Annotated in this window: 17 protein-coding genes, 1 tRNA gene and 1 pseudogene; 9 read left to right on the top strand and 10 right to left on the bottom strand. The window is 67.6% G+C overall.

The window, feature by feature from the left end:
- Window positions 1–134: 134 nt before the first annotated feature.
- The 3 genes and pseudogenes from ACFWBQ_RS09255 to ACFWBQ_RS09245 form a co-directional block, all read right to left on the bottom strand.
- Window positions 135–413, bottom strand: coding sequence for a hypothetical protein (locus tag ACFWBQ_RS09255; protein ID WP_385486506.1), 279 nt, complete (start codon window positions 411–413; stop codon window positions 135–137).
- Between the two features lie 31 nt (window positions 414–444).
- Window positions 445–669: pseudogene (locus tag ACFWBQ_RS09250) on the bottom strand (histidine kinase); the annotation flags it as partial.
- A 632-nt stretch (window positions 670–1301) separates the two neighbouring features.
- Window positions 1302–1384 (bottom strand) — tRNA-Leu (locus ACFWBQ_RS09245).
- Window positions 1385–1698: 314 nt separating this feature from the next.
- Here ACFWBQ_RS09245 and ACFWBQ_RS09240 point away from each other — a divergent pair.
- The 7 genes from ACFWBQ_RS09240 (at window position 1699) to ACFWBQ_RS09210 (ending at window position 10976) form a co-directional block, all read left to right on the top strand.
- Window positions 1699–2559: an FhaA domain-containing protein gene (locus tag ACFWBQ_RS09240; protein ID WP_385485801.1), complete on the top strand. Its 861-nt coding sequence runs from the start codon at window positions 1699–1701 to the stop codon at window positions 2557–2559.
- Between the two features lie 10 nt (window positions 2560–2569).
- Window positions 2570–3082, top strand: coding sequence for an FHA domain-containing protein (locus ACFWBQ_RS09235; protein ID WP_385485799.1), 513 nt, complete (start codon window positions 2570–2572; stop codon window positions 3080–3082).
- 129 nt (window positions 3083–3211) lie between these two features.
- Window positions 3212–4708, top strand: a complete 1497-nt coding sequence (locus tag ACFWBQ_RS09230) for a Stp1/IreP family PP2C-type Ser/Thr phosphatase (protein ID WP_385485797.1) — start codon at window positions 3212–3214, stop codon at window positions 4706–4708.
- A gap of 23 nt (window positions 4709–4731) precedes the next feature.
- The gene (locus tag ACFWBQ_RS09225; protein WP_385485795.1) at window positions 4732–6141 is read left to right on the top strand and encodes an FtsW/RodA/SpoVE family cell cycle protein; all 1410 of its coding nucleotides are present in this window, start codon (window positions 4732–4734) and stop codon (window positions 6139–6141) included.
- Window positions 6138–7592, top strand: a complete 1455-nt coding sequence (locus ACFWBQ_RS09220) for a peptidoglycan D,D-transpeptidase FtsI family protein (RefSeq protein ID WP_385485793.1) — start codon at window positions 6138–6140, stop codon at window positions 7590–7592. The genes ACFWBQ_RS09225 and ACFWBQ_RS09220 overlap by 4 nt, the downstream gene beginning before the upstream one ends.
- A 170-nt stretch (window positions 7593–7762) precedes the next feature.
- Window positions 7763–9736, top strand: a complete 1974-nt coding sequence (gene pknB / locus ACFWBQ_RS09215; protein ID WP_385485791.1) for a Stk1 family PASTA domain-containing Ser/Thr kinase — start codon at window positions 7763–7765, stop codon at window positions 9734–9736.
- Between the two features lie 199 nt (window positions 9737–9935).
- Window positions 9936–10976: a restriction endonuclease gene (locus ACFWBQ_RS09210; protein WP_385485789.1), complete on the top strand. Its 1041-nt coding sequence runs from the start codon at window positions 9936–9938 to the stop codon at window positions 10974–10976.
- A 97-nt stretch (window positions 10977–11073) separates the two neighbouring features.
- Here ACFWBQ_RS09210 and ACFWBQ_RS09205 read toward each other — a convergent pair whose 3' ends face one another.
- From ACFWBQ_RS09205 to ACFWBQ_RS09185, 5 genes are all read right to left on the bottom strand, one after another.
- Window positions 11074–11802: a class E sortase gene (locus ACFWBQ_RS09205; RefSeq protein WP_385485787.1), complete on the bottom strand. Its 729-nt coding sequence runs from the start codon at window positions 11800–11802 to the stop codon at window positions 11074–11076.
- A gap of 26 nt (window positions 11803–11828) precedes the next feature.
- Complete coding sequence (locus tag ACFWBQ_RS09200) at window positions 11829–13142, bottom strand: class E sortase (protein WP_385485785.1); 1314 nt, start codon at window positions 13140–13142, stop codon at window positions 11829–11831.
- The gene (locus tag ACFWBQ_RS09195) at window positions 13139–13777 is read right to left on the bottom strand and encodes an aminodeoxychorismate/anthranilate synthase component II (RefSeq protein ID WP_385485783.1); all 639 of its coding nucleotides are present in this window, start codon (window positions 13775–13777) and stop codon (window positions 13139–13141) included. Before ACFWBQ_RS09195 ends, ACFWBQ_RS09200 begins: the two co-directional genes overlap by 4 nt.
- Window positions 13774–13962, bottom strand: coding sequence for a hypothetical protein (locus tag ACFWBQ_RS09190; RefSeq protein ID WP_385485781.1), 189 nt, complete (start codon window positions 13960–13962; stop codon window positions 13774–13776). Before ACFWBQ_RS09190 ends, ACFWBQ_RS09195 begins: the two co-directional genes overlap by 4 nt.
- Window positions 13963–14105: 143 nt before the next feature.
- Entirely contained in the window at window positions 14106–14831 is a 726-nt protein-coding gene (locus ACFWBQ_RS09185; RefSeq protein WP_385485779.1) for a DUF881 domain-containing protein, read from the bottom strand.
- Window positions 14832–15009: 178 nt separating this feature from the next.
- On the opposite strand from ACFWBQ_RS09185, the gene crgA reads away from it, so the two are divergent.
- Window positions 15010–15264 carry a cell division protein CrgA gene (crgA, locus tag ACFWBQ_RS09180; protein WP_385485777.1) on the top strand — a complete coding sequence of 85 codons (255 nt, stop codon included), beginning with the start codon at window positions 15010–15012 and terminating at the stop codon, window positions 15262–15264.
- Window positions 15265–15507: 243 nt separating this feature from the next.
- On the opposite strand, the gene ACFWBQ_RS09175 is transcribed toward crgA, so the two are convergent.
- Both ACFWBQ_RS09175 and ACFWBQ_RS09170 read right to left on the bottom strand, forming a co-directional pair.
- Complete coding sequence (locus ACFWBQ_RS09175) at window positions 15508–16416, bottom strand: rhomboid family intramembrane serine protease (RefSeq protein ID WP_385485775.1); 909 nt, start codon at window positions 16414–16416, stop codon at window positions 15508–15510.
- 219 nt (window positions 16417–16635) lie between these two features.
- The gene (locus tag ACFWBQ_RS09170; RefSeq protein WP_385485773.1) at window positions 16636–17163 is read right to left on the bottom strand and encodes a peptidylprolyl isomerase; all 528 of its coding nucleotides are present in this window, start codon (window positions 17161–17163) and stop codon (window positions 16636–16638) included.
- 348 nt (window positions 17164–17511) lie between these two features.
- Between ACFWBQ_RS09170 and ACFWBQ_RS09165 the strand changes: the two genes are divergently transcribed.
- Window positions 17512–18237, top strand: a complete 726-nt coding sequence (locus ACFWBQ_RS09165; protein WP_385485771.1) for a DUF5324 family protein — start codon at window positions 17512–17514, stop codon at window positions 18235–18237.
- Window positions 18238–18294: the final 57 nt, after the last annotated feature.

Here is an 18294-nt window from a genome sequence, read left to right as displayed (position 1 = left end):
CCCGCTCGTCCCTGCCCCGTCACCTGCCCGGCGCGGCATACGCGGGAGCCTCGCAGTCACCTCGAACCCGCCGCCGGTCAACACGCCCGCCCGGAATTCACCGCCCGCCGGCCTGGTCCGCTCCTGCAGCCCTATCAACCCGCGACCGCCCTGCGCGCGGTTCGCCGGCGGGTCCCGACCGGCGGGCTGTTCCGAACGGCCACGGTGACATCGAGCGGGGTGTGATCCAGCTGCACGGTCACCGCCGCCCCGGGAACGTGCTTCATCACATTGGTCAATGACTCCTGCACCACCCGGTACACAGCCTTGTCCGTCATACCCGGCAGCTCGCCGGTGCGCCGGTGCGCCACATGTGCGCCGGAGGCACGCGCGCGGTCCACCAGCACCCCCACACCGGCACGCGAAGGCTCCAACGGCGCCGGTGCACCCTTCCTCACGCGGGACTCCGATGATGTCCCGCAGCCGCTCCATCGCCTCGGCCGCACCCGCGCGGAATCCGGCCGCCGTCTCCCGGTGGCGGTCCCCCAGGTCCGGAGCGATCTGCAGAGCCCCGGCTCGCAGAGCGATCAGATTCAGCTCATGCCCGAGGGAATCCTGCATGTCCTCCGCGATACGGGCCCGCTCCCGCAGCCGTGCCTGCTCGACCCTGCTGCGCTGATGGAGCTCCAACTGCCTGGCATTCCCAGCCGGCCACCTGCAGCTCGTATCGCTGGCGTGTGTACCGGCCCAGCAGCCAGGGGAGCAGCCCGGTGAAAATCAGCGCCCGTCGCCAGCACCGCCCACATGGGCACCGTCAGCCCCGAGCACACGCCGCCGACCACAGCCGCGATACCCACCGGCCCCCGCACCGGGAGAGCCTCCCGCCGGTCCACCTGCAGGCGTCCCACGGCGTAACTCACGACATACACGGCAGGAAGGCAGGCCATGACGGCGACGGAGTCGACATCGTCGTGCAGCAACGCGAGAACCCACCACAGCACCGCACACAGGGCCAGGGGACACCAGCGGCCGCGTATGCCGCACGGCGACAGCAATTCCGACGACGACGGCACCGAAGAGGATCTCCCACCGCCGACTCTCGTCGAGTCCGGATCCGGGGAGGAGGACGACGGCCGGAACGTTGAGACCCGCCCGCAGCAGGACCGAACCGATGAGGGTGGATTTCACGCGGCCACGCCGACCGGGCGGGAGGATCCACAAACCGGCCAGTGGATCCGCCCAACGAAAAACCCCCGCTCCGGATCTCTCCTGAGCGGGGGTTCTGTCGAACCAACCCGGCAGCTGCAAGCAACTGCCCGTTGTGCGCGAGGGGGGATTTGAACCCCCACGTCCCGAAGGACACTGGCACCTGAAGCCAGCGCGTCTGCCGTTCCGCCACTCGCGCATAAGTGGTGTTTCAGACTCTCCCACCGTGTGGTGCGAGCGCCTGGCGACATTCGGAAGATTAGCACGCTGGACAGGGTGGATTCACATCCGTTGTTTCGCCGGACGCACGGAGGGAACCGGGAACGCGGGGCCGGTGCCCCCACTCCTCCTGAGTGCACCCGGAGTGCGGGACACTGTCAGGAGGCCACCTCTACGATCCGTGTGAGAGGTGACACTCATCCACTGTGCAGACAAGGGGAACCAGCCGATTTCCCGACGCGTGGATACGATCAGTAAGCAGTACAGGGACGACGACACCGGAGGAGGTGCCCCATGGGAGTCATGAAGCGTTTCGAGCAGCGTCTCGAAGGTCTGGTCAATGGCACCTTCGCCAAGGTCTTCAAGTCCGAGGTGCAGCCGGTCGAGATCGCGGGAGCCCTCCAGCGCGAGTGCGACAACAACGCACAGATCTGGAACCGCGAGCGGACCGTCGTGCCCAACGACTTCATCGTCGAGCTCAGCACCCCGGACTACGAGCGGCTCAGCCCGTACTCGGGTCAGCTCGGCGACGAGCTGTCCGGCCTGGTCCGGGACTACGCCAAGCAGCAGCGGTACACCTTCATGGGACCCATCAAGGTCCATCTGGAGAAGGCGGACGACCTCGACACGGGGCTCTACCGCGTGCGCAGCCGGACCTTGGCGTCGAGTTCGTCACAGCAGGGCCAGCAGAGCGGGCCCGCACCCCACGCCCGGCCGAACCGGCCCGCCGCCCCACAGGCGCCGGGCGGTTACGGCTACCCTCCGGCCTCCCCGCCGCCCATGCCCGCGGCCCCGCCGCCGGGCTCCGGGCGCCAGGGCGGCCCCTCCAGCGACTGGCGCCCGCCGGCCGCGTCCGGCCCCGTGCCCGACGCGCAGGTGCGGCGCTGGATCGAGATCAACGGCAACCGCCATCAGATCTCCCGCCCGACGTTGGTGATGGGACGAAGCACCGACGCCGACGTGCGGATCGACGACCCCGGCGTATCGCGCCGGCACTGTGAGATCCGGACCGGAACGCCCTCGACGATCCAGGATCTGGGGTCTACCAACGGCATCGTGGTAGACGGGCAGCACACAACCCGCGCTACGCTCCGCGACGGCTCGCGGATCGTCGTGGGCAGCACCACCATCGTTTACCGGCAAGCCGAAGGGTGAAGCGGGGGCAATGTCAGAGCTGACCCTGACGGTCATGCGGCTAGGTTTCCTGGCTGTTCTGTGGCTATTCGTAATCGTGGCCGTCCAGGTCATTCGCAGCGACCTGTTCGGAACGCGCGTCACGCAGCGCGGCTCACGCCGCACTGCAGCCGACGCGCGCCCGCAACAGGCCCGCCAACAACAGGCGCCGCCTCAGCAGCGCCAGCAGCCCGGGCGCCAGCGGCGCGGGGCACCCACCAAGCTGGTCGTCTCCGAAGGGACGCTCACCGGCACCACGGTCGCGCTCCAGGGCCAGACCATCAGCCTGGGCCGGGCGCACGACTCAACGATCGTGCTGGACGACGACTACGCGTCCAGCAGGCATGCCAGGATCTACCCGGACCGTGACGGCCAGTGGATCGTCGAGGATCTAGGGTCCACCAACGGCACCTATCTCGACCGGACCCGGCTCACCACCCCGACACCTGTTCCGCTGGGCGCGCCGATCCGTATCGGCAAGACCGTCATCGAGCTGCGGAAGTAGTACGACAATGAGCGAGCGGAGCGAGCGAGCCGCGGCGGTCCTGACAACGGACCCGGCCCGGCTCCCGACCGGAGGGTGGGCAGTGTGGCTCGAGACCGGCTGTACCCCGAGCCGACGGGCGAGGTGCGCATGAGCTTGTCGCTGCGCTTCGCCGCCGGATCGCACAAGGGCATGATCCGGGAAGGAAACGAGGACTCCGGTTACGCCGGTCCCCGCCTTCTCGCCATCGCCGACGGCATGGGCGGCCAGGCGGCCGGTGAGGTCGCCAGCTCAGAGGTGATCTCCACGCTCGTCCAGCTCGACGACGACGTACCGGGCTCCGACATCCTCACCTCGCTCGGTACGGCGGTCCAGCGGGCCAACGACCAGCTGCGTGTCATGGTCGAGGAGGACCCCCAGCTGGAGGGCATGGGCACGACGCTCACCGCCCTGCTCTGGACCGGCCGGCGCCTGGGTCTCGTCCACGTCGGCGACTCCCGCGCGTACCTGCTGCGCGACGGCGTCCTGACGCAGATCACCCAGGACCACACCTGGGTGCAGCGTCTCGTCGACGAGGGCAGGATCACCGAGGAAGAGGCCACCACTCACCCGCAGCGCTCGTTGCTGATGCGGGCCCTGGGCAGCGGCGACCATGTCGAGCCCGACCTCTCCATCCGTGAGGTCCGCGCCGGTGACCGCTATCTGATCTGTTCGGACGGGCTCTCCGGCGTCGTCTCGCACCAGACGATGGAGGAGACCCTGGCCAGCTACCAGGGCCCTCAGGAGACCATCCAGGAGCTCATCCAGCTCGCCCTGCGCGGCGGTGGCCCCGACAACATCACCTGCATCGTCGCCGACGTCCTGGACGTCGACAGCAACGACACCCTGGCCGGGCAGCTCAACGACACCCCGGTCATCGTCGGCGCGGTCGCCGAGAACCAGGCCGCCCAGCAGAGCGACAGCCGGGCCATGGAAACGCCCGCAGGACGCGCGGCCGGCCTCGGCCGTCCCGTCCCGCCGCCCTCCGGGGGCTTCGGCCCGCCCGGCAGCGGCGACGACATGGGCTACGGCTCCGGTCCGGACGGCGCCTTCAACTCGTACAGCGACGACGACTTCGTCAAACCCCGCGGCGGCCGCAGGTGGCTGAAGCGGTCCTTCTACATCGTCCTCGCGCTGGCTGTCATCGGCGGCGGCGTGTACGGCGGCTACCGCTGGACCCAGACCCAGTTCTACGTGGGGGCCAAGGACGAGAACGTCGCACTGTTCCGCGGCATCAGCCAGGACCTCGCCTGGGTCTCGCTCTCGAAGGTCGAAGAAGACACCAAGATCGAACTGAAGTACCTCCCGCCCTACCAGCGCAAGCAGGTCGAGGCGACCATCGCCGAGGGCAACCTCGCCGATGCCCGCAAGAAGGTCAGTGAGCTCGAAACGCAGGCTTCCGCCTGCAAGAAGGATGCGCAGCGCCGCGCGGCCGAGGCGGACAGCAATGCTGCCACGGGCCAGGGCGAGGCAGGCGGCACCGCCGGTGCCCCCGCCGCCAGGACCACGTCCTCCGCAAAGGGGACCAAGACGACCGCGACTCCCACTCCCGGCCCCAGCCTCTCGGAGGAAGAGAAGAAGCTGGTCCCGCAGTGCGGTAAGCAGTAAAGCCGTAGGGGGCCTTCAGCACCATGAGCGTTGTCACCAACACCACCACCATCGGCGCGATCGATGCGCCGAGCCGCCGCAACACCGAGCTGGCGCTGGTTGTCTTCGCCATCGCCATCTCGGTGTTCGCGTACGCCAACGTGGGGCTTGCCATGGACGGCACGCTGCCCTCCGGCATGCTCGGATACGGACTCGGGCTGATTCTGCTCGGTGGCGTCGCCCACTTCGTGGTCCGCAAATTCGCTCCGTATTCGGATCCGCTTCTGCTGCCCCTGGCCATTCTGCTCAACGGGCTCGGCCTGGTGTTGATCTGGCGCCTCGACCAGTCGCCGCGGCTGATCCAGCGGGCCGAGACCCTGTTCGGATCCTTCAGCCCGGACGCCCCCAAGCAGCTGATGTACTCGGCTATAGGGGTTGTCCTGTTCGTCGCTGTACTGCTCGTGCTGAAGGACCACCGGATTCTTCAGCGTTACACCTACATCTCCATGGTCGTAGCGCTGGTGCTACTGATCCTGCCGATGTTCTTTCCCGCCGTGAACGGTGCCAAGATCTGGGTCAGTCTCGGCCCCTTCTCCATCCAGCCCGGCGAGTTCGTAAAGATCATCATCGCGGTCTTCTTCTCCGGCTACCTGATGGTGAAGCGTGATGCCCTGGCCCTGGCCAGTCGGCGCTTCATGGGGATGTACCTGCCGCGCGGCCGCGACCTCGGACCGATCCTCGTCATCTGGGGACTGTCCATCCTGATCCTGGTCTTCGAGACCGACCTCGGTACATCGCTGCTGTTCTTCGGTCTCTTTGTGATCATGCTGTACGTGGCAACGGAACGGACCAGCTGGATCGTTTTCGGTCTGCTGATGTCCGCTGTCGGAGCCGTTGGCGTCGCTACCTTCGAACCCCACGTCCAGCAGCGCGTCAACGCATGGCTCGACCCGTTCTCCGACAAGACCCTGCAGCAGAGTGACCAGATCGCCCAGTCCCTCATGTCCTTCGGTTCCGGCGGAACCCTCGGCACTGGCTGGGGGCAGGGAAACTCCGACCTGATCGGCTTCGCCGCGAACGCGGACTTCATCCTTTCCACGGTCGGCGAAGAGCTGGGCCTGGCAGGAATGATGGCCGTCCTGCTCCTCTACGGCCTGATCGTCGAACGAGGCGTCCGCACGGCGCTCGCCGCCCGCGACCCCTTCGGCAAGCTCTTGGCAATCGGCCTCTCCGGTGCTTTCGCCATCCAGGTCTTCGTCGTCTCCGGCGGTGTCATGGGTCTCATCCCGCTGACCGGTATGACCATGCCGTTCCTCGCAGCCGGCGGTTCGTCCGTCATCGCCAACTGGGCCCTGATCGGCATTCTGATCAGAATCAGCGACACCGCACGCCGCCCCGCGCCGGCCCCCGCACCCTCCCCGGACGCAGAGATGACCCAGGTGGTCCGACCGTGAACAAGCCCCTCCGCCGGATCGCGATCTTCTGCGGCATCCTCGTCCTGGCCCTGCTGATCCGCACCAACTACCTCCAGTACGTCCGCGCCGACGAGCTGAACTCCAACGAACACAACCGCCGCGTCCAGATCGAGCGCTACGCCCACGAGCGCGGCAACATCATCGTCGACGGAGAGCCCGTCACCGGCTCCGTCGAGACCACCGGAAGCGACTTCAAGTACAAGCGCGTCTGGAAGAACGGCCCGATGTGGGCGCCCGTCACCGGCTACTCCTCGCAGGCGTTCGACGCCTCCCAGCTGGAGAGCCTCGAGGACGGCATCCTCACCGGCAACGACGACCAGCTGTTCTTCGACCGGACGCTCTCGATGTTCACCGGCGAGAAGAAGACCGGCGGGAACATCGTCACCACCCTGAACGGCGCCGCTCAGAAGGCCGCCTTCGAAGGGCTCGGCAACAAGAAGGGCGCCGTCGCCGCGCTCGACCCGCAGACCGGCGCCATCCTGGCCCTGGCCAGCACCCCCTCGTACGACCCCTCGGTCTTCGCAGGCAACACCCTCAAGGACTCGGACGCCCGGCAGAAGCTCCTGAAGGACAAGGACAAGCCGATGCTGAACCGGGCCCTGCGGGAGACCTACCCGCCCGGCTCGACGTTCAAGGTCGTCACAGCCGCCGCGGCGCTGGAGAACGGCCTCTACACCGACATCGACGCGAAGACAAACTCCCCCCTGCCCTGGCGGCTCCCGCAGTCGACCAACCTGCTGCAGAACGAGGGGAACATCCCGTGCAAGAACGCCTCGCTCCGGGAGGCACTGCGCTGGTCCTGCAACACCGTCTTCGGCAAGATGAGCGACGATCTCGGCAACGACAAGATGATCGAGCAGTCCAGTAAGTTCGGCTTCAACGAGGAAGTTTTCACTCCCGTCCGCGCCGACGCCAGCATCTACCCGAAGGACAACCAGCCGCAGAACGCCATGGCGGGCATCGGCCAGGCGTCCAACCGCGCCACACCGCTCCAGATGGCGATGGTGGCGTCCGCGATCGCCAATGACGGCAAGCTCATGCAGCCGTACATGGTCGCCCAGCGGCAGGCACCCAATCTGGACCCCGTCTACACCCACGAGAAGGAGCAGCTCAGCCAGCCGCTCTCGGGTGAGAACGCCCAGAAGCTGCAGCAGATGATGGAGACCGTGGTCAAGAACGGCACGGGAACCAACGCGCAGATCGACGGCGTCACTGTCGGTGGCAAGACCGGAACCGCCCAGCACGGCCTCAACAACAGTGAGAAGCCTTACGCCTGGTTCATCTCGTACGCCCGGACCGACAGCGGCTCACCCGTTGCTGTCGCCGTGGTCGTCGAGGACGGTAATGCCAACCGGGACGACATCTCCGGCGGCGGCCTGGCCGCACCGATCGCCAAGAGTGTGATGAAGGCAGTTCTTGACGGAAAGTAGCGACACCGTCACCACATCCGTCAACACCAGCACATTGGGATACCGGTCGGATATCAGGTGACGGGTGCGGGCTGATCACGCCGGGAGTGCCCGGTAGCGTATGCGCGAACAGCGCACCGCCGGACCACACACGGGTGCGGTCGGGACTGACGGAGAGGGCTGGATCAGTTATGGAAGAGCCGCGTCGCCTCGGCGGCCGGTACGAGCTGGGCTCGGTGCTCGGTCGTGGTGGCATGGCCGAGGTCTACCTCGCGCACGACACCCGGCTCGGCCGCACCGTCGCTGTGAAGACGCTGCGGGCGGATCTCGCCCGCGACCCGTCCTTCCAGGCCCGGTTCCGCCGTGAGGCCCAGTCGGCCGCCTCGCTCAACCACCCCGCGATCGTCGCCGTCTACGACACCGGCGAGGACTACGTCGACGGGGTCTCCATCCCGTACATCGTGATGGAGTACGTCGACGGGTCGACGCTCAGAGAGCTTCTGCACTCCGGCCGCAAGCTGCTGCCCGAGCGCACTCTCGAGATGACGGTCGGCATCCTCCAGGCGCTGGAGTACTCGCACCGCGCCCAGATCGTGCACCGCGACATCAAGCCGGCGAACGTCATGCTGACGCGCACCGGCCAGGTCAAGGTCATGGACTTCGGCATCGCCCGCGCCATGGGCGACTCCGGCATGACGATGACCCAGACCGCGGCCGTCATCGGCACCGCCCAGTACCTCTCCCCGGAGCAGGCCAAGGGCGAACAGGTCGACGCACGCTCCGACCTGTACTCCACCGGTTGCCTGCTCTACGAACTCCTGGCAGTGCGGCCCCCGTTCGTCGGGGACTCGCCCGTCGCGGTGGCCTACCAGCACGTACGGGAAGAGCCGCAGCCGCCGAGCAACTTCGACCCCGAGATCACGCCCGAGATGGACGCGATCGTGTTGAAGGCCCTGACCAAGGATCCCGACTACCGCTACCAGTCGGCCGACGAGATGCGCGCCGACATCGAGGCCTGCCTCGACGGCCAGCCGGTCGCGGCCACGGCGGCGATGGGTGCGGCGGGCTACGGCGGCTACGACGCCTACGGCAACGACCAGCCCACCACGGCCCTGCGCCCGACGGACCCGGGCGGCGCCCAGACGTCCATGCTGCCTCCGGTCAACCCGGACGACGGTGGCTACGGCTACGACGACCGCCCGGACCGCCGACGCCAGAAGAAGAGCAACACCTCGACGATCCTGCTGGTCATCGCAGGCATCCTGGTGCTGATCGGGGCGATCCTCATCGGCCGCTCGGTCTTCAGTTCCGACGAGGGCAGCAGTGAGGCCGACGTACCGAACATGGTCGGCTTGACGCTTCAGGACGCGAACAAACGCGCGGAGAATTCCGAGCTCCTCCTCAAGGTCGGAGCCCGGCAGCCCTGCGAGGAGCAGGTCAAGGGCAACATCTGCAGCCAGACCCCGGCGGACGGCAAGCTGGAGCTCGGCGGCACCATCACCGTCGTCGTTTCCACCGGTGCGCCGAAGGTCGAAGTCCCCAGCGTCGTGGAGAAGACCGAGGACACCGCCCGCAAGGAGCTGGAGGACAAGGGCTTCACGGTAGTGGTCACCTCCGTCGAGTCCGATGCGACCCCGGGCACGGTCACCAAGCAGAAGCCCGAGGGCGGCACGAAGGCCGAGAAGGAGTCCGAGGTCACGATCACGGTGGCCAAGGAGGCCACGCAGACCGTGCCGCCTGTGGTCGGCAGGTCGTTCACGGACGCGGAGGCGCAGCTGAGGGGCGTGGGCTTCGAAAACGTCTCCAGGACCGACGTCGACTCCGAGCAGCCACTGGGCACCGTGGTCGAGCAGACCCCGGAAGCGAACAGCGAGCAGGCCAAGGACGTCCAGATCGTCCTCAAGGTCTCCAAGGGCCCGGCCCAGCCCGAACAGGTCGCAGTCCCCGACCTGACGGGCAGGACGCTCGGCGAAGCCAAGGCCGCCCTGGCCCAGGCCGGTCTGCAGATCAACGTGCAGGGCCCGAACGATGACGCGGCGAAGGTCGTCGGCTTCCAGCCCCAAGCAGGTCAGATGGTCGCCAAGAACAGCGCGGTCAACGTACAGACCCTGCCGGGCGGCGGAGACGGCAACATCTTCGGCGGCCCATCCGGCTTGACGGGCTGACCCGCAGAACCCGGCACCTCCATCGGGCCCCGTTCACCTCAAGGGTGAGCGGGGCCCTTTGCTGTGCGCTGCCGTCATACCGGCATACCGCACATGCAGCCGCAAACCGATCGTGTCTTCATATGTACCGACTCGTTGATCTGTTGGGGCGGGGTATCAAATGCTGCCCCTCGTAGCCCGGACGCGAAAGGTCAGGAACGTGATCAACGAAGCTGCTCTTCTGGAGTCGAGGACACTGCGTGAGGGTGTCAGCGACAGGACGGATGTGCTCGACAGGGTCAAGGCCCTGTCGCTGCTTCCCGACGGCATGCATGTGACGACAGCGATGGTGGCCACGTACTTCCAGGTTGGAGTCAAGGCCATCGAATCTCTTGTGCTTGACCACAGAGAGGAACTGGAAGCCAGCGGCTACCGCGTTTTGGCAGGTACGGAACTGACCTCCTTCAAGGAGGTCAGTGGTATCCAGTCGCACGCCCGCGCGCTCGCGCTGTACGCACGGCGCACAGTCCTCAACGTCGCCATGCTGCTCCGCGACAGCAAAGTCGCACGTCAGGTGCGTACGTACCTCCTCGACACGGAGTACGCCGCACGGACTCATCCTGTGGATAACTTTGTCCACACCCCTTCTCCCGACCTGTTCGCCGACCTCGACGAGCACATCGACGGGCGTATTGCCCACGTCCTCGGCAAGACGGTCGTGCCCGTGCTGAACGCCTTGATCGAAAGCGCGGGCGAACAACGCCGGGACCTCGTCTCGGCCCGCGAGGACATCCGCCGCGCACAACGCAAGCTCGCTCAGCACGAGCAGCGGCTGCACCGTCTCGACCGTGTTCAGGCGCAGCGGCCGCTCGCCGGCGTCATGGCGTCGATGGACGCGATGACCTGGCGGGAGTTCGAGCACCACATCGCCGGGCTGCTGCGCCGCGACGGCTGCACCGACGTCCAGGTCCACGGCGGCAGCGGCGACCGCGGGGCCGACATCACCGCGTACACCGCTGACGGGCGCCGTCTCGTCGTCCAGTGCAAGAACTTCGCTCCGTACCGCTCGGTGTGGAGCGGTGAGATGCAGAAGTTCGTCGGCACGAAGACGCTGCACCGGGCCGACGTAGCGGTCTACGTGGCGACCTGCCCGTTCTCCCGCGAGGCCCTCGACATCGCCGTGCAGGTCGGTGTCACCGCTGTCCACCGCGGGCTGCTGGAGGCCTGGAGTGCGGGCGCGGTACTGCAGGTTCTGCGCTGAGGGCAGGGATGCAAAAGGCCCGAAGTCGCAAGGTTTGGTTGCGGCTTCGGGCCCAGCCCATCCTAGGCGACCGAGGCCCTCAAGGACCTCGGTCTCCTCAGCTCAGCTCCGCCGGCTTCGTCCTGTCCCGGTCGACCTTCTCCGTACGTACCAGCTCGCCCCACACGATGTAGCGGTACTTCGACGTGTAGACGGGCGTGCACGTGGTCAGCGTGATGTAGCGGCCGGGCTTCTTCACGCCCGACTCCTTCGGCACCGGTGCGATCACGTCGACGTTGAACTTCGATGTCTCCGGGAGCTCCGCATAGACCTTGTAGACGTACCAGGTGTCCTTGGTCTCGAAGACGACCGCGTCGCCCGCCTTCACCTTGTCGATGTTGTGGAACTTGGCGCCGTGCCCGTCCCGGTGCGCGGCCAGCGTGAAGTTGCCCTGTTCGTCCGAGGGCAGGGCCGACTTCACCGGGTCCGTGTAGTAGCCGGCGATGCCGTTGTTGAGGGTCTTGGGGTCGGTGCCCTTCTTGACCAGCACCTCGCCGTTCTTCATCGCGGGCACATGCAGGAAGCCGATGCCGCCCCCGGTGTCCAGGGCGCCCGGTCCGCCCGCCCAGCGGTCGCGGATCGTGTTGCCCTGTTTGTCGGCCTCGCGGTCGGCGAGCACATTGGTCCACCACAGCGAATAGACGACGAAGAGCCCCAGCACCAGGCCCGCGGTGATCAGCAGCTCGCCGAAGACACTGACGGCCGCCGCGACGGGATGACGGGTGCCGCGTCGCACCGGGGGCGCCGACTCGTCGACGCGCTCTTCGTGCTCGGTCCTCGCTGCCACCGCACCCGTCCCTGTCGTGATGATGTTCAGCCGACGAGCGCGTCGGGCTTGCCCTTGCTGCGCGGTCGTTCGTCGACCATCTTGCCCCACACGATCATTCGGTACGTACTCGTGAATTCCGGCGTACACGTCGTCAGCGTGATGTACCTGCCCGGGCCGGTGAAGCCGGAACCCGGCGGCACCGTGCCGATCACCGAGACGTTGGACGGAGACGTCTGGGGAAGGATGCTGGTCATCTCGTACGTGTAGTACGCGTCCTGCGTCTCGACCACGATCGGGTCGCCCGGCTTCAGCTTGTTGATGTAGCGGAACGGTTCACCGTGGGTGTTGCGGTGACCCGCCACCGCGAAGTTCCCCTGTTTCGCCGACGGCATCGCGGTCTTCAGCTTGCCCTCGCCGTAGTGACCGACCATGCCGCGGTCGAGAACCTTGTCCTTGCTGATGCCCTCGGCGATCGGGGCGACCACGTCCAGCTTGGGGATGTGCATGATGGCAAAGCCCTGGCCGGGCTCGAACGCGCCCGGTGTGCGCTCGCCGTTCGCCCATTCGTCCTGGATCTTGTTCGTCTCCCGGCCGGCGATCTGATCGGCCCTGATGTTGGTCCACCACAGCTGGTACGTGACGAACAGCAGCATCAGCACACCGAAGGTGATGAACACTTCGCCGACGACCCTGCTGGCGACGACAGCCGGGCTGTCCTTGGCGGCACGGGCCGCGCGCCTGGCCTCCAGCCGCGACATCGGGACCGCCGGCTCCGGCCGGCCCGCTTCCGCCGCCCGCCCGACTTCTCCGCGCCGTCTTCCGCGCCCCTTGGCCGCCCGCCGGCGCTCGGCCCGCCCGCCCGTCGCGGGAGGCTCGGCCACGGCCACCGGCTCATCGCCTTCGTCCGTCCGCTGCGTGCGCCGCGTATCGGCTGTCCGCAGGGCGACGGTCTCATCGTTCAGAACCGGCGGAGCGGGGGCGTGCACCTGCGCCGGAGGCCCCGGATCGGGGATCACGGCCTCCCGAGCCGCAGGAACCGGCCGAGGAGCCGGTTCCTGCGGCTCCTGCTGCCCGTACCAGTCCCGTTGATACCCCTCGGGGTCGTACCACTCGCTCGGGGGCTGCTGGGGCTGCTGAGACGCCTGCTGAGCCTCTGCCGGGGGCTCCTGCCGGGCGGGGCCGGGCGCCGGAACGTCCTCCGCCCGGAACCAGGGCGACGCATGCTGCCCCGGAAGCGGATCGTTCAACGGGTCGGCGAGCTTGTCCACCGCCGCCTCGAACATGCCGTCGCCCTCGTACGCTCCCTGCGCGTACGGGCCTTCCTGCCCGGCATCGGGTTCGGGGCGGAGTGGGGTCACGCGGCGGCCTTGCCCACCACCGGGGCAAGCCCCGCCGACCTCGCGACGGCCCCCGCATCGCCGCACTGCTCCAGCCAGTTGGCGAGCATCAGATGACCGTGTTCCGTGAGCACCGACTCCGGGTGGAACTGCACACCTTCCACCGCGAGTTCACGATGACGCAGCCCCATGATGATGCCGTCGGCGGTACGCGCTGTGACCTCGAGCTCGGACGGAACGGTCTCCGGTTCCGCGGCGAGCGAGTGGTAGCGCGTCGCGGTGAAGGGCGACGGCAGCCCGGCGAAGACACCCTTGCCCTCGTGGATCACGGGGGAGGTCTTGCCGTGCAGCAACTCCGGCGCACGGTCCACCACACCGCCGTACGCGACCGCCATGGACTGCATTCCCAGGCAGACGCCGAAGACCGGAACGCCACTCCCCGCGCAGTGACGCACCATGTCGATACAGATACCCGCCTGCTCCGGCGTGCCGGGGCCGGGAGACAGCAGGACACCGTCGAAGCCGTCCTGGGCGTGCCCCGTGGTCACCTCGTCGTTGCGCACGACCTCGCACTCGGCACCGAGCTGGTAGAGGTACTGGACGAGGTTGAAGACGAAGCTGTCGTAGTTGTCGACGACGAGAATGCGTGCGCTCACTGGCCGGTCCCCGCTCCGCCGGTGCTTTCGCCGTCCACCGTCACATCACCGAACGGGAGCAGAGGCTCCGCCCAGGGGAAGACGTACTGGAAGAGCGCGTAGACAACGGCCAGGGCCAGCACGAGCGAGATGAAGCCCCGCACCCATGTGTTGCCCGGCAGATGCCGCCAGATCCAGCCGTACATGCTGTCGCCTCCATTCGGTACGGCACCAGACTAAAGGGCCGGAGCACAGGCGGGGGTCAGCTGTGGAAAGCTTTCGGCTCACTGTCCGTCACAGGCTGTGCGGCGCCGCATCCGGATGGACCCGGGACCGATGGGGCCGGCAGTCACTCCACGGGCTGTGCGTAGTGGAGATCGACCGTGCCCGAGTAACCGGGGAGGGTCGTCCTGTCGTGCTCGTCGACCTTCCAGCCCAGCCCGTACGCCTTCACATACAGCTGGTAGTTCTGGATCGCCGCGGAGTCGTTGAGCGCCTGCTTGAGCTTCTCCTGGTCGCCCACCGCTGTGACCTTGTACGGCGGCGAGTAGACCCTGCCCTGCAGGATCAGCGTGTTGCCGACGCAGCGGACCGCGCTCGTGGAGATCAGCCGCTGGTCCATCACCTGGATGCCGCGGGCTCCGCCCTGCCAGAGCGCGTTGACGACAGCCTGCAGATCCTGCTGGTGAATGACCAGGTCATTGGGTTGCGGCTCGGGGTAGCCGGGGTTGGCCGTGGCGTTCGGCGGGGCATCGTTCAGCGTGACGCCGACGGCCGCGCCGGTGAGCTTCTTGGTGCCCGCGGCTCGCTCCAGGGCGGCGAGCTCGGCGTCCTGTGCCCTGGTGCTCCCGTCGTCCCGCTGGGCGAGCGCGTCGATGTCCGCGCGCACGGACGCGGTCGATTCGTCGAGCTCGGCGTTCTTCTCGCTGCGCTGCTGGATGAGGTCGGAGAGCTTCAGCAGGGAGGAGTCCGTACGGATATCGGTGCCTTTGGCCGTGTTGGCGCTGGTGACGAAGATCAGTCCGGCCAGCGCGAAAACGGCAGCGGTGAGTCCCCGGACCGGCCATCGGGGCATGCGCCGGACCGGCCCTTGAGGAGAGTCGGCAGAATTGCTCAACGTACCCTTATCTCCTTAGGCGCCACGGAAGCACTACGCTAACGGACGCCCCGGGGAGGCAGCATTCCCCCTTGCGCCCCGGCGCCAGCCACAGATCCCTGCGCGGTCACGCAGCGCATCGACAGGAGAGCCCCTCGTGCCGAAGTCACGTATCCGCAAGAAGGCCGACTTCTCGCCTACCCCGGCGAAGCAGTCAACCAACATAAAGCTGACCAACCGCAGTTGGGTGGCGCCGGTCATGCTGGCGCTCTTCCTGATCGGTCTGGCCTGGATCGTGGTCTTCTACGTCACCGAGGGTGACCTGCCGATCAGCGCGCTGGGCAACTGGAACATCGTGGTCGGTTTCGGCTTCATCGCCGGCGGCTTCGGCGTCTCCACCCAGTGGAAGTAGCCCTGCCCTGAAGTTACCCACAGAGTTATCCACAATCAGGGGAAAAGGTCAGACGATCTGTGGATAACTTCCGTCGAAGTTGACGCCGGTGTGACTGCACACTCCCGCATCGCGGGAGGGTACGCCCCTTGTCCTGACTGGAAAAACCCAGTTCAGCGACAAGGGGCACACCTGTTCCCCACGTCATGCACAAGATCCGGCACACACTGTGGACAACTCTGACCCCTGAGCAACGCATTCCGCTCAGGTGAGCACTGCGGTCCTGGCGAGGACAATCCCGACGACCGCCGCCAGCACCAGCGCACAGGCTCCGAACTGCACGAGATTCCGGCGTTCGCGCGGTGCGTGCACCATGGCGATCGCCAGCAGGGTGCCCGTAACCAGTCCGCCGACGTGCGCCTGCCAGGCGATGCCGCCCCACGGGTTGAAGGTGAAGATCAGGTTCACCACGAGGAGCGCGATCACCGGCCGCATGTCGTAGTTCATCCGGCGCATCAGCACGGCAGTGGCGCCCAGCAGGCCGAAGACGGCACCGGAAGCTCCGAGCGAACCCTGCGCGGGGTCGGCGATCCAGTAGGTGAGCGCGCTGCCCGCAAGGCCGGAGAGCAGGTAGAGCGCGAGGTAGCGGGCACGGCCCAGCTCCGCTTCCAGCGGCCCGCCGAGCCACCACAGGCCCAGCATGTTGAAGGCGATGTGCCACACCTCCTGGTGCAGGAACATCGACGTCACCAGGCGGTACCACTGCCCCTCGGCGACCCCCTCGACACCGACCCCCGGGTCGCCCGAATAGGCACGGCCGAACAGCAGAAGATCATCGACCAGCCAGGACCTGCCGGTGACCCAGACGGCGACGAACACCGCGAGATTGATCCCGAGCAGGATCTTGGTGATCAGCCGGGGGTCCGCCGCGACAGTGCCGCCCGCCAGGGTGCGCGGCCGGTTCGCCGCCGGGTGATGCCCCGTACCGGAGCCTTTACGGACGCACTCCGGGCACTGGAATCCGACCGAGGCGTTGATCATGCACTCGGTACAGATCGGCCGATCGCACCGAGCGCAGCGGATCCCCGTCTCCCTGCCCGGGTGCCGGTAGCACGTGAGCGGACCGTCCGTGGCCGCGGACCGGTCCTGGCCTTCTGGCGGCTGCTGCTCCATCGGTCACGGCCCCTTCGGTCCTCGTCCGTGGAGGCGGCGCACATGCCACCGCCCCGCTCGCCCGTTATGTAACAGTACGGACGAGCAGGGCGGTTGGTTCCCGGTTGGTTCCCCTACGGGTTCCCCACGGGATCCCAAGAGTTTCCACAGGATGCCGGGACGCCGAACCGGTCCCGGCACGGGTCCCCTCGCGTGGCAGCGGACGACGGCCGGCCGTGATCAGCGGGTCTCTACGACGACCGACTCGATCACCACGTCCTGCAGCGGACGGTCCGTGCGCGGGTTGGTCGGAGCAGTCGCGATGGCGTCCACAACCTTCTTGCCGGCCTCGCCCGCGACCTCACCGAAGATGGTGTGCTTGCCGGTCAGCCACGCGGTGGGCGACACCGTCAGGAAGAACTGCGAGCCGTTGGTGCCCGGGCCCGCGTTGGCCATCGCCAGCAGGTAGGGCTTGTTGAAGCCGAGGTCCGGGTGGAACTCGTCACCGAACTCGTACCCCGGGCCGCCCGTGCCGTTGCCCAGCGGGTCGCCGCCCTGAATCATGAAACCGCTGATGACACGGTGGAAGACGGTGCCGTCGTACAGCCTGTCCGTCGACCTCTGACCGGTCGACGGGTTCGTCCACTCGCGCTCGCCCGTGGCGAGCTCGACGAAGTTCTTGACCGTCTTGGGCGCGTGGTTCGGCAGGAGCCGGATCTCGATGTCGCCTTGGTTGGTCTTCAAGGTGGCGTAAAGCTGCTCGGCCACGATCTGCCTTCCGTAAGTCTTCGCTGACGACCACCGATCCTCGCACGGAGCACCCCCTTCGCCGCCCGGTCACGCCCCGGGAGACGCCCCCCTCACCTTGTTGCCTGCATTCGGGCACCCTTTGGACACCTCCTGCGGGATAAGTGCGGCCAAGTGCGCGACGACGCGGCGCGCACCGGCTCGAACCGTGGCATTGTCGTCGGCACGCTCCCCTTGCACCGCATTGCCCCGAGAGTGCCGCTCTTGACCCGGATGCCCGTCCCACATGGCGCTGATGGCCCCAGCAGGCATGATTTCGAATTGGGTGGATAGGCGGAGTACCTACCCGCCACCAAGGAGGAGGATCCCGTGACCCGCATCGACAGCGTGCGCGCCGCAACCTACTCGGCGAAGGACAGCGCGCAGCACGCCGCGGAAGTGGTGGCGCCCTACGCCGACACGGCCAAGGAACAGGCCGCGCACTACGCGCAGGAGGCTCGCGCACTGCTCGCGCCCAAGGTGTCGAAGGCAGCCGCGCAAGCCCGTGTCCAGTACGACGCGTATCTCGCACCACGTATCGAACAGGCGCTGACCCATGTACCCCCCAAGGTCGACGATGCCGCACACCGCGCCGCCGTCCGCACCCGCAGGGCGGCCCGCAGCGCAGCCGACTACACCGTCCCACGCGTCGAGCACGCGGTCGCCGCGGCCCAGCCCGTGGCGGAGGAGGCCACTGCCCGCAGCGCCGCCGCGCTGGCTGCGCTGCGCGGCCAGGTGACAGCCAAGGAGATCCAGAAGCTCATCAAGAAGCACGAGCGACGGGCCAAGGCGGGCCGGCTGGCCAAGGGGCTCATTGTGCTGGGCGCCCTGGCGGGCGGGGCTTTCGCCGCCTGGAAGTGGTGGGACAAGCAGGCCAACCCCGATTGGCTGGTCGAGCCGCCGGCCCCCACCGAGGTTCCCGACGACCGCACCCCGCTGACCTCGGTCGACGGCAGCGGCGGGACCGTACTCGACCCGGAGGTCCGGGCCAAGCAGAACGACGCCGAGACCGACTCGGGCACAGCGGACGGCACCGACCGCGACGACCGTCGCTGAGCAACTGAGAAGTACGCAGCACGGGAGGGGCGCCGGAAGACCGCGAGGTCTTCCGGG

Source organism: Streptomyces sp. NPDC060035, from assembly GCF_042736635.1.
Lineage (GTDB): Bacteria > Actinomycetota > Actinomycetes > Streptomycetales > Streptomycetaceae > Streptomyces.
Note: the sequence above shows the minus strand (reverse complement) of the source record. Positions and strands in the feature narration are given on the sequence as shown.